Origin of the sequence: Sphingobium sp. JAI105, assembly GCF_015752145.1 — a bacterium.
Classification (GTDB): Bacteria; Pseudomonadota; Alphaproteobacteria; order Sphingomonadales; family Sphingomonadaceae; genus Sphingobium; species Sphingobium xenophagum.
Genome location: NZ_JADOUC010000002.1, coordinates 1,146,622 through 1,158,693, shown reverse-complemented (window position 1 = coordinate 1,158,693; position 12,072 = coordinate 1,146,622). Strand labels below are relative to the sequence as shown.

The following is a 12,072-nucleotide window of genomic DNA, read 5'->3' as shown; positions in this document are numbered from 1 at the left end:
CCGGAGAATGAATCATGGGTGATTCCAGCCACGCAATGGGCGCGCGGCAGGCCGAATCACGCACGCGACCACTTGTGGGTAAGAGCAAGATCAACCGGAGGTGTCGCAATGACCGTGATGCAGGCACCCACCTATCGCCGGGCGGAATATCACGGCTTTGATGCAGGCGGCAGCGAATTCGTCTATCTGGTAAGCGCGGGCGCCATCTTCGAAATTGACACCCATGTTCGTGGGGTTCTGGGCCGACTTGATGGACAGGAACTTACCCACGCAGCGCTCGTGCGCGAATTGGTAGCCGAAGGCAGCACGGCGGAAGAAGCCGATGGGCTGGTGCGCGAATTGCGGCAGGCGCGGCTCATCCATCTGGGCCACGCCATGCCGGTTGCAGAGGCGCCCCAGGCTCCTCCGGCGGACTTTCCGTTGCAGGCGCTGGTGCTGAACGTCACCAATCAATGCAATCTGGCCTGCACTTATTGTTACGAATTCGGCGCGGACAAGATCGCGACGCCAGCGGGCAAACCCAAATATATGACGCTTGAAACGGCGATGGCGTCGGTCGATCTGCTGATCGCGGAGGCAATCGGCCGCAAGTCGGTGCACATCACCTTCTTTGGTGGTGAGACCTTGATGAATTTCAAGCTGTTACGCGATGTTGTGGCCTACGCCAATGAAGCTACGAACGCAGCCGGCAAGGACATCACCTACAGCCTCACGACCAATGCAACGCTGCTGACGCCTGAGATCGTCACCTTCCTGTCGGACAATCGCATCGGCGTGACCGTATCGATGGACGGCCCGCCGGAATTGCAGGACAAGCATCGCGTCTTCAAGAATGGCAAGGGCAGCTATGCGGTGATCGAGCCGCGCCTGCGCACGCTGATCGCGCATCACAAGACGCGGGCGATCACCGCGCGGGTGACGCTGACCGAAGGTGTGACCGATGTCGTCCGCATCTTCCGCCATCTGAAGGATGATCTGGGCTTCCACGAGGTCGGCTTCGCGCCGGTGACGACGGGGGAGACGCGCGCCTATTCTCTGGACGGCAACGGCATGGATAGCGTGCTGGCGCAGTTCAACAGCCTAGCGGACGAGTGGCTGGAATATGCCCTGCGCGGGGAGTCGCACGGCTTCACCAATGTTAGCGAAACGATCAGCGAGCTGATTTCAGGCGTCAACAAATCGCACCCCTGCGGCGCTGGGCTGGGCCTCATGGGGGTCAGTCCTTCGGGCGACCTGTCGCCCTGCCATCGCTTCACGGACGCTGACACGCATAGCATGGGGCATGTCTCCAGCGGCATAGACCGCGTCAAGCAGGGCGATTTCTTGGCCAAGGGGCATGTCCAGGCGAAATATGACTGCCAGAGCTGCTGGGCGCGGCCGCTTTGTGCGGGCGGATGCCATCATGAAGCATTTGTCCGCTATGGCGATACCGGCCACGCCAACCTCCACTATTGCGACTGGATACGCCAGTGGACCGACACCTGCCTGCGTATCTACGGCATTTTGTCGGTGCGTAATCCGGGCTTCCTGGAACGCTTTGCCGAAAGAAAGGGGTTGTCATGAAGCATCTTCGCGCCATCAATAAAAAGGCGCAGCGGATCGACGAGGCCGTGACGCAGATGGAGGCAGCCGCTTCCCCTGATGCGGACATGGAGGAGGATGTCGTCGCCCTTCAGCAGACGCCGCGTCCGCATGTGCCGATGGGTTGTTCGCTCTCCTTTTCCCCTGGCTGGGAAGTCGATGCCAGTGGCGGGACGGCGGGGCTGTGCCAGCCGGTCGAGCGCGATATTTATGATTGCTACGTCACCTGTTTCTGGCCGGTTCAGGTGCCCGATCATGTCAACTATTCGCCAGACTGGGCCAGTAACTGCGCTACCGCGACCAAGGATTGGCGCAATCTCGATCTCGTTTTCCCATGAGGGCCGCCATGCATAAATTTCGTCTGATGCTGGGCGCTGGCCTGGCGATGCTGGGCGCTGCGCCCATGCACGCAGCTACGCTGTTCATGGGCTCCTATCCCGACCGCCTTCTGGTGTTTGAAGAAAGCAAGGGGGCCGTCACCGGCACGATCAAGCTGGACACCGGCCTGCCCACGTCGATGCAATTGTCCGACGATGGCAAGCGCATCTATGTAACGACCATCACCACCGGCGGGATTGAGGTGATCGACACCGCGACGCGCAAGGTGATCAACAAATTCAGCCTGAACGACGGCACCACCCGCTATCGTTTCTGGGGCGGGGTGCCCGATCCTACGGGTCGCTATTTCTACACCGTCCTCTCCAAATTCGACAAGGGCATAGACCGCTATACCGTCAGCAAGCCCATGTATGGCGTCATCGACCTGAAACAGCAAAAGGTCGTCCGGACGGCCGAGCTCGACAAGGAGGATGAACGTTCCGGCAGCTGGCGCGCGGGGTATAAAGTGTCGCCAGACGGTAAAACGCTCTACGCCTTCGGGGAAAAGGTCGCGATCATCGACCTAGCGACGCTCAAGGTGACGGACCGGATCGACCTGGCCAAGCCGGAAGGCACCGGCATGGAAAATGTCGGCTTTGGCGGCACGTTGGACGCCATCCGTACACCGGGGCAATATGTGGCGCTGTTCAATGCCGCCGACACCTATGTCCATAACAAGATGTTCGGCCTGGCGCGCTTCGATTTGTCGACCCGGCAGTTCGATTTTACTCCCATCGGCCCTGCACCAGACGCGATGGCCGGACTACAGGTTACGCCCGACGGCAAGCAGGCCTACACCGTCGTCACCAACGGCAAATATGGCAATAAGCGCTGCGAATTTTGGCATATGGACATGGCCAGCAATGCCGTGGTCGACAAGGCGGAGTTTCCATGCCGGTCGCGTTTCCGCCTGGGCATGTCCATCGATGGCGCGAAACTATATATTTATGGCGCGAGCTATGATCTGGAAGTCTATGACGCCCGAACGCTCAAGCATGAGGTGACGCTGGATCTGGGCTATGACACCACTGGCGCAGGCATGGTCGCAGTGGAATGAGCCAAAGGCGCTTGATCGTCGGCATCCGGGGCAGCGGGATTGCGGCGACGACATGCGCACATCTATTGCATGGAGCGGGCCTTCGGGTCGCAAGCGAAGCCGCTCATCGCACGCCGGTGCCGACGATCCTGTTGAGCGATCCCGCTCTGGCGCTCCTGCGCGACGTGTTCGGGCGGCCCGGCCTCTTTGCAGATAGTCCCAGGATCAAGCGTCGAGTGATTGCCTGGGGTGGTGCGCCGGTGGCGGTCCCCCACAGCGCGGCTCTGGTGTCGGAAGAAGCGGTGCAGGCGGCGTTGGCCAGCGACAAACCTGCCGCCGGGCCCGTGCCGGTCGATTTCTCCATTCACGCCGCGCCGCCGCAGCCATCGGGCGAGATGCGTATCTTTGGTGATCGCAACGCCGTCGCCGTGAAGATACGCTTGCGGGACCCGGCTTGCGCGCAGGAGGGCATGGTAGAGGCGGTACCGGATGGCTGGCTGTTTCTGGTGCCCGCCGGAACGGGGGAAGGCTGGTTGCTGGGGGTAGGCGGGTCTCTGGACGACCTGCTGGCGCAGAGCGGATTGATTGCGCCAGTGGTCGACGCCGTCGGGGCGGCCTCCATGCCCTTTCCCGCAGCGCCACGGCTGCATCTGCCCCTGTGCGGCGACGACTGGCTGGCCTGTGGCACCGCGGCATTGGGCTTCGATCCGCTCTGTGGCGATGGCACCGCGCAATCGGTGCGGGAAGGCATATTGGCCTCCGCGCTGCTGATCGGCATTGCAGAGGGCGGCGATCGCGCGGCATTGCTGACCCATTATCAGTCCATGCTGATCGCGGCGATGCGGCGGCATCTGGCGCTCTGTGCGCAATTCTACGCCGGCGGCGGGACGGGTGACTGGTGGCGGGCGCAGCATGATGCATTGATGGACGGGCATCGCTGGTGCACCGGCCTGCTGGCGAAGATGCCGGAGCCAGCCTTCGTGCTGGACGGGTTCCGGCTGGTGCCCCGGCAGCAGGCGGCATGAGTTGCGCAACGCCCGCGCCGGTTGCCGACTGGAGCACTTACAAGCGACTAAGCCCCTTCCTGCGGCCCTATCGCGGCGCGCTGATGGTGGTTCTGGCGATCAGCCTTGTGTCGACCGCGCTGGGGTTGGCGCAGCCCTATCTGTCCAAATTGATGATCGACCAGGCGCTTTTGCGACGAGATATGGGCGCGCTGGTACGGATCGCCGCGATCATGATTGGCGTGACCGTTGCCGGGTTCGCGGTCAACATCCTCGCCAGCTATCGCTATGTCGCCCTGTCGGCGGCGATGCTCTATGATATTCGCGCGGCCCTACTGCGCCATCTCCAGACGCTTTCGCCACGCTTTTACGGCAGCTTCCGGCTGGGCGATCTCGTATCGCGGATGAACAGCGATGTAAGCGATGTGCAGCGGATCGCGTCCGATACCATGCTATCGGTCGTCAGCAACCTGCTCTTCTTCGTCGGCTGCGTGGCCATGATGCTGTGGCTCGACTGGCGGTTGTTCCTGGTAAGCGTCGTGCTGGTCCCGGCAAGTCTCGCGACATTCGCTTACTATCAGCGGCGGTTGATCGCGCTGACCCGTGACATGCGGGAAAAGGGTGCGGACCTGGGCAGCTTGCTGGTCGATACGATCATGGGCATGCGGGTGGTGGCTTCGCTACGCGCGGGCGAGCATGAGGTCGGACGCTTCCAGCGGAAGAATGATGCCTTTGTCGGCGCAATGTTGCGGATGCAGATAGCCTCCTACATGACTGGCGCGTTGCCCGGCACGCTGATGACCGCTGCGACATCGGCAGTGATCCTCTATGGCGGCTGGCGCATCATCGAAGATGGCATGAGCATCGGTACGCTGGTCGCGTTCATGACCTATCATATGCGGCTGCTATCGCCGATCCAGACGCTGATGGGGCTGACGTCTGGCCTCGCGTCGGCACGGGTTTCGCTGGGCCGGATATTCGAATTGTTTGATACAAAGCCCGATGTGGTCGAGGGCGCCGAACCAGTGCCGCTGGAGCGGGCGCAAGCGATCCGGTTCGAACGGGTGGCAATGCGCTATGATCGTGACGTCGTGCTACGCGATATCGACCTCACGATAGCAGCGGGCAGCCTGTGCGCGATTCTTGGACCGAGCGGAGTAGGAAAATCGACCATGGCGGACCTGATGGTGCGCTATCTTGATCCCGATGCCGGGCGCGTGATGGTCAATGACCGTAACCTGCGCGACTATGTGCTTGACGATGTCCGGCGGGAGATCATTCTGGTCGACCAGTCGCCCTATCTGTTTAACGATACGATCGCGGCGAATATCGGCTTTGCGCTTCCGGATGTGCGACAGGCCCAGATAGAGGCTGCCGCCCATGCGGCGGGGCTGGACGATTTTATCGCGCGGCTGCCGCTGGGGTACGACACGCGGGCGGGGGAGCGTGGCATGGCATTGTCGGCGGGGGAGCGGCAACGGATCGTTCTCGCGCGGGCATTGCTGCGCTCGCCCAGCATCCTGATACTCGACGAGCCGACATCGGCGCTGGACGGGGAAACGGAGCAATTGATTGCAGGGCGGCTGCGCGGGGCGTTGCCCGATGCGACCATCATCATCATCACGCACAAGCCCGCCATGGCGCAGCTGGCCGACATGATCGTGACGCTGACGGACGGGCGCGCTAGGGTAGAGCGGCGCGGTGAGCCGGTTCATGCCTGATCCGGTACGGATCGCGATCATCGACAGCGGGGTGCATCCCGACCATCCGCATATTGATGCCGCGCGCCTATTGCCGGGCTTTTCCGTGGCGCGCGATGGCAGCTTTACCCAAGGCGATACGCTGGACGACCTGGGCCATGGCACGGCCGTAACCTCTGCCATCATGGATCAGGCGCCCGATGCCTTATGCCTGCCGATCCGGGTCTTTCATGCGGCGCTTCGCGCCAGTGCGCGGGCGCTCGTCAGCGCGATTGATCTGGCGGTCGAGGCGCGGGTCGATCTGATCAATCTCAGTCTTGGGACCATCAATCCGGCGCACAGCGCGGCTTTTGCGGCGGTAGTGGAGCGGGCCAGGGTTGCAGAAATTCAGATTGTCGCGGCGCGCGATGTTGACGGACAGGCCTGCTATCCGGGCAGTCTCGACGGGGTCTTCGGCGTCACCCTCGATTGGGATTGCCCGCGTGGAATCTATTCTGTGCAGGATGGGGTCATCCATGCCAGCGGCCATCCACGCCCAATCCCCGGCGTCGAACAGCGGCGCAATCTTCATGGGGTGAGTTTCGCTGTCGCCAATGTCAGTGGGATCATAGGGCGGGAGCGTCAGGCCGGATAGGCTGCGATTTCCGGTCCCAGCGCCTCTTCCAGAGGACCGAGCAAAGGCGCGAAATGCCGCCAATGATCGACGCCATCAGTGAAGATCGGCTGACGCACCTGTTCCGAACTCGCGGTGCGGACTGCCCGCTCCGTCCGCCAGAAGGCAAGGCATGCCTCCTCGAACGGCAGGCCGAGATAGTCGAGCAGCCGCGCGACTTCGCGGGGCGTGTCGGCGACCATATGTTCATAATGCACACGGTGGACATGGCCGGGCGCTGCCGCATCGAACGCGCTCATCAGCGCCACATAATCGCGATAATAGCGACTGATCTCGCTCAAATCGTAAGTAAAGGCCTGACCGCGAGCGAAATGCTGTTTCCATCCTGAAAAGCAGCAGCCCATCGGATGGCGACGCGCGTCAATGATCTTGGCGTTTGGCAGGATCAGCCGGATCAGGCCAACATGCTGCCAATTATTGGGCATTTTGTCGATGAAGCGGGGCTTGTCGCTCTGGCGGTGAACGCGGGTGCGATCGATATATTCCTCGCCCAGCCGTTGCCGGTCGGCTGGCGTCAACGACGCGATCATCGTGGCAAAATCAGGGAATTCGCCTTCGTCGATGCGTGATTGCAGGCGGCTGGCGATGATCATCATCTCCGGCAGTTCCATCGTCCCCTCAACCTGACTGTGGCTGGAGAGTATCTGTTCGACCAGCGTGGAGCCGGACCGGGGAAGGCCGACCACAAAGACGGGATCGGGCGCAGCGGCGCCGCCTTTTCCCATTCGCGTGAGGAAGGCGGCAGTAAAGCAGGCTTTCGTTGCCTTGACTTCCGCGGCAAATTCATCGGCATCATAGGATAGCAGCGAGCGGCGCAGGCGGTTGCCGCGATCATAATGACCAAAGGAAGCGGCATAATCGCGCGCGTCCTCCAGCGCCTTGCCGAGTGAAAAATGGAGGTGGAAGATGTCCTCGCTCCGTGTCGCCGCCTCCGGCGCCAGCATCGACAGCGCCTGTTCCATCGCGGCAATATCCGCTGCGTCGAGCTTGACGGTCTTGAGATTGGCAAGGCTCCACCAGGCTTCGCCCATGGTCGGCAGATAGCGCACCGCCTGGCGATAGGCATGAATTGCCTCCGCCTGCCGCCCCAGCGTCTTGAGCGCATGGCCCAGATTCTGCCAGAGTTGCGGTTGATCCGGCTTTTGTGCCAGCAGGCCTTCATAAATGGCGGCCGCCTGCGCCTGATCGCCCAGCCGCACCAGCACCGAAGCACGCAGCAGCGCATAGCCCGGATTGTCGAGCGGAGATTGCGCCAGAATATCCGCGTGGGCGAGCGCGTCGGTCAGGCGGTTGTTCTGGAGCAGCAGCCGGATGAGAAAATCGCGCGCCAGATCGAAGCCGGGGGCGGTGGCGACAGCGCGTTCGACCAATATCAGGGCCGCGCTCATATCCCCGCGACGCCAGTGAATTTCGCCCAGCAACCGCGCAGCGACGGGATCGTCCGGCAACCGGGCAAGCCGTGCATGCAGACTCGCAACGGCATCGTCCAGCCGACCCTCATTCATTGCCACCGCTGCTTCAAGCAAATCGCGGTCGCGCGATGAGGCATGGATGCCCGACAGGTCTGCGCGCCATGCCTGGTCGTCACGGCCGACTTTCCGTAATTCGCGCGCCAGCAGGAACCAGCCGCTCGCCACACCGGCTTGTTGGCGGACCAGGCGTTCCAGCGCGGCGATAGCCTGCGCACTATCGCCCGTTTCGCTCGCAGCCTGTGCGAGTTCCCATAACAGGGCGGGCACGTTCGGCTGGCGACGGGCAAGCGCTGCAAGCCGCGAGAGAGCGGCGTCTGGCTGGCCCAAGCGCCGCAAAGCCTGGGCAGCGACCAGTTCGGCGGGCGGCAGGCCGGGGGTTTTTGTCAGTATCTCTTCTGCATGCGCCAAAGCCTCTGCCGGCCGGGTGTCCAGCAGCTTGGCAGCGCGATCTACCGCCACGTTCAGTGCGCGGGAAGGGGGGACCGGCGGGTGCGAAGCAGCGTCCATGGAGGCTTTTACTTCCTTTCTCGTTTGCACAATGAACAGGATATTGCAGTTGCGCAACAACAGGAGCGACCGAAGGGCGGGAACAGCAAAATTAGGCTGTTGACTCCTGCCATCGTTACAGCATTATCAAACTTGGACAAGCGTACGAAATAGCGAAAGTCCAAGGGGTATACAGGTAAATTGTGATGCCATGCCGTCGTTCGGCAGGTCTGGAGGCGTGCGCCGTTTCCGGTCGTGGGGCTGTTTTGCCCTTGCGAAATTCGGCTTGTGACACGCCAGCTGAAAATACGCTGCAATGCGTCATAATCGCGCGGGATAACCGCGATTTTGGGAGAGTGGAGGGCATCTTTTCAAGGGGGAGTCCAACACTATGAAAATTCCGTCTCGTCGCCGGTCGCAACTTGTGAAGATATTGGGCGTGACCACCATATTGGCCGGGCTGGGCGCTACAGGCATGGCGCGCGCGGCCAGTGCCGTTGCTGACCAAGCCGCTGATCCAGCCATGACATCACCTGCCGACGAAGCGGGCGGTGGCCTCACTGAAATCGTTGTCACGGCAACCCGCAGTGCACAGAGCATCCAGAAAGTGCCGATTTCCATGCAGGCGCTGGGTGCTGAAACGCTGGCGGAGCGGCAGGTCAAGGGCTTGAGCGATTTCGCCACCCTGTTGCCGTCCGTATCGTTCGAGGGGATCGGGCCAGGCCGGAACACCGCCTTTTTCCGCGGCATCGTGCCAGCGGGCGGCGCTTATGCCTCGGTTGGCTATTATCTGAACGACATTCCGATCACGGGCACGGAAGTGCCCGACATCCATGCCTATGATCTGGAGCGCGTAGAAGCGCTGGCCGGGCCGCAGGGCACGCTTTATGGCGCGGGATCGCTGGCCGGCACCATCCGCATCATCACCAACAAGCCCAATATGGACAAGTTCGAGTTCGGCTACGATGTCGAGGCCAATAAATATGGCAAGGGGGACTTTGGCGGCCAGCTCGAATCCTACATCAACGTGCCGCTAAGCGACACATTGGCGGTCCGCGCCATGGGCTATTACCGGCGTGATGGCGGCTATATCGACAATAGGCCCAATAACGGATTGCTCAACAATGGCGATCCGGCCGTTTATACGCTGGGAGACGAAAACCCGGCGACCTTCTTCAATCTCGACAATTCCGACATCGCCAAGGATGACTATAATAATATCAAGGAATTTGGCGGTCGCGTCCAATTGCTGTGGGAGCCGGTGGATGGCTGGTCGGTCGCGCCGGAAATCACTGCGCAAAAGCAGGTTGCCAACGGCTATTTCGGCTTTGATCCGCGCGTCGGCGATCTGGAAGTGCATGATTATGACAAGACCAGGAATGACGATCGCTGGTATCAGGCGGCGCTCAGCATCCATGGTCATATCGGCGACTGGGACATTGTTTCGGCGACCGGCTATTTCAAACGTAGGACGCGAACGCTCAACGACTATACTTATTATACAGTCACTTATGACGGTTTCGGGCCGGGCTATGAAAGCTATTTGCAATTTTTCGATAATTGCACCGGGTCGGGCGCATCACAGCAATGTTCGCTGATCGACCCGACGCAATATTATCATGCCGATACGCACCGCAACAAATTTACCCAGGAATTACGCCTTTCGACGCCGAAGGATTGGCCGTTCGACGTGACGATCGGTGGTTTCTATCAGCGGCAGAAAAATAAGACGAACACCTATTATGCCATTCGCGGGCTGGATACGATCACGGGCTATACCCAGACCGGCGGCGGCGATGTGGCTGGTGGGTTGATCGGCGTACCGGCGATGTTCGCGATCGATTATGATCAGGATGGAATACCCGACACCGCGGATGATAGCGTACCTTACTTCACCGACACGGTTATCAACCCCAACGGCAATCCGCTTGGCACGATGCTGCTGGGGACACAGGCGGTAAAGGGCGATGGCTTCTACGCTGTCGAGCAGAACCAGCTTTATCATGACAAGGCGATCTTCGCCGAAGGCCATTATAATATCACGCCGACATTGAAGCTGACCGGCGGCATTCGTTATTTCTGGACCGATTATGCGGTCAAGGGCTTTGCCGGTGTTGCTGGGTCTGCGGCGAATACGGTCACGTCGGTCTTTGTCCCGACCGGGGAAATGGGTTGCCCGACGCCACTCCCAGCCGAGCGGCTGCAATGCCTCAACACCAATTTCCGCGCGACCGACCAGACAGGACGCTATGAGGAAGATGGCGAGACGCACAAGGTCGCGCTCGACTGGCAGTTCCAGCCCAACAAGATGGTCTATTTCAATTATTCCACCGGCTTCCGCCCCGGCGGTTTCAACCGTCCACTGCGCATCCGCAACTTCGGCCCGGTCGATGTCGCTCCGTTCAAGTCCGAAACGCTCACCAATTTCGAACTCGGCGTCAAAACGACCTGGAACAACATCTTCCGCTTCAATGCAGCGGTCTATTATGAGAAATGGAATAATATCCAATATGGTGTCGTGGTGTCCGGCGCGCAGGGTGCGGGCATGACCGGCAATGCGGGCAAGGCGGTGGTCAAGGGTATCGAATATGATGCCGACCTGAAGCTGGGCAAGGTGACGATCTCGACCTCCGGTGCCTATAATGACGGCAAGCTGAAAGGCAATTTCTGCAACTTCGCGCTGGACAAAGATACATCGACCATCTCCCAACTATCGAGTTGTACGCTAGGTCAGGATGTGCCCGAATCCAGCCCACCAACGCCGCAGGTCGCTGCTGCCAATGGCACCCGCCTGCCACGCCAGCCCAAGTTCAAGGGCACGACATCAATCCGCTACGACACCTATATGGGCGACTATAGCGCCTATGTGCAGGGCGCGGCGCTCTACCAGACCGGAGCGACCCAGGATCTGAACGTCGATAATAATGCGCTGCTTGGCAACACAAAGGGCTTTGTCAGCTTCGACTTTTCCGGCGGCATCAAGAAGGACAGTTGGAGCGTGACGCTGTTCATCCAGAACGCCTTCGACAAGCGTGGCCAACTGACCAAAAATACTTTCTGTTCGATCGACTTCTGTTCCGGGTCGTCGCGTACCTTCACCATCAAGCCGCAATTTTTCGGCATCCGCTTCGGCCAGAAATTCTGAGCGCTTGCTACTGACTTGATAATGCCGCCGGACCAGCGATCCGGCGGCATTATTTTTACCAATTCGGTTATGAAATCCTTTTATTCCTGCCCCGGATAGAGCCGTCGCATGGCGGCCGGCGCGCCGCACTGGCGGATTGCAGCCTCGACATAGCGGGCGCGCTCCGCCTTCAGCGAAACGGATGTCAGCGCGAACTGGCGTTCGTGTGCCACCTCTTGCGCCGTGAAAGGCTTGGCGCCCTTTGGCACGCTGGCCCCACCCAGGCCAAAGACCATGTAATTGACCAGATCGGCAAGCTGTTGATTGTCCTTGATCCGGCTGTGCGCGATATTGGGCAGGCGGATAAGATAGGCCCGCGATTGCGGGGTACACATGAACCAGCCAACCCGCCCGCGCAATTCGGGCAATAGCGCGGGTGCAGCGCTGCCCTGAATACCATGGCAGCCACCGCAATGTTCGGCATAGTCGGATCGCGCAAGGTCAGGATCGGTGATCGCGGCGGGCAGCGGGCCCAATGGCGGCAGCGCGGCGCGGCCAATACCGACCGCGCCGATCAAGAACAGCGAACCAAGAACAAGCCTGCGCATCGCCGCCCGA

Annotated in this window: 9 protein-coding genes; 7 read left to right on the top strand and 2 right to left on the bottom strand. The window is 60.8% G+C overall.

Annotated features, from left to right (window positions below; all coding sequences use genetic code 11):
* The first annotated feature begins 108 nt into the window (after positions 1-108).
* Genes peaB through qhpE form a run of 6 tightly spaced genes read left to right on the top strand, consistent with a single transcriptional unit; the run spans position 109 to position 6,333 of the window.
* On the top strand, positions 109-1,563 hold the full coding sequence (peaB, locus tag IWY39_RS22685) for a quinohemoprotein amine dehydrogenase maturation protein (RefSeq protein ID WP_107124798.1): 1,455 nt from the start codon (positions 109-111) through the stop codon (positions 1,561-1,563).
* Positions 1,560-1,919, top strand: coding sequence for a quinohemoprotein amine dehydrogenase subunit gamma (qhpC, locus tag IWY39_RS22680; RefSeq protein WP_017181228.1), 360 nt, complete (start codon positions 1,560-1,562; stop codon positions 1,917-1,919). The genes peaB and qhpC overlap by 4 nt, the downstream gene beginning before the upstream one ends.
* Before the next feature lie 8 nt (positions 1,920-1,927).
* Complete coding sequence (locus IWY39_RS22675; protein ID WP_107124799.1) at positions 1,928-3,016, top strand: YncE family protein; 1,089 nt, start codon at positions 1,928-1,930, stop codon at positions 3,014-3,016.
* Positions 3,013-4,020, top strand: a complete 1,008-nt coding sequence (locus tag IWY39_RS22670; protein WP_107124800.1) for a hypothetical protein — start codon at positions 3,013-3,015, stop codon at positions 4,018-4,020. The genes IWY39_RS22675 and IWY39_RS22670 overlap by 4 nt, the downstream gene beginning before the upstream one ends.
* Positions 4,017-5,720: an ABC transporter ATP-binding protein gene (locus IWY39_RS22665; RefSeq protein ID WP_107124801.1), complete on the top strand. Its 1,704-nt coding sequence runs from the start codon at positions 4,017-4,019 to the stop codon at positions 5,718-5,720. Before IWY39_RS22670 ends, IWY39_RS22665 begins: the two co-directional genes overlap by 4 nt.
* Positions 5,713-6,333 (top strand): subtilisin-like serine protease QhpE, encoded by a 621-nt coding sequence (gene qhpE / locus IWY39_RS22660; protein ID WP_107124802.1) that lies wholly within the window; start codon positions 5,713-5,715, stop codon positions 6,331-6,333. Before IWY39_RS22665 ends, qhpE begins: the two co-directional genes overlap by 8 nt.
* Here qhpE and IWY39_RS22655 read toward each other — a convergent pair.
* Complete coding sequence (locus tag IWY39_RS22655; RefSeq protein WP_107124803.1) at positions 6,321-8,351, bottom strand: tetratricopeptide repeat-containing sulfotransferase family protein; 2,031 nt, start codon at positions 8,349-8,351, stop codon at positions 6,321-6,323. The two genes, qhpE and IWY39_RS22655, sit on opposite strands and share 13 nt — an antisense overlap.
* Positions 8,352-8,721: 370 nt before the next feature.
* Here IWY39_RS22655 and IWY39_RS22650 point away from each other — a divergent pair, with 370 nt between their 5' ends.
* A complete protein-coding gene (locus tag IWY39_RS22650; RefSeq protein ID WP_181316729.1) occupies positions 8,722-11,475 on the top strand; it encodes a TonB-dependent receptor in 2,754 nt (917 codons plus the stop codon).
* Between the two features lie 80 nt (positions 11,476-11,555).
* On the opposite strand, the gene IWY39_RS22645 is transcribed toward IWY39_RS22650, so the two are convergent.
* Complete coding sequence (locus tag IWY39_RS22645; protein WP_107124805.1) at positions 11,556-12,062, bottom strand: cytochrome C; 507 nt, start codon at positions 12,060-12,062, stop codon at positions 11,556-11,558.
* Between the last annotated feature and the right edge of the window lie 10 nt (positions 12,063-12,072).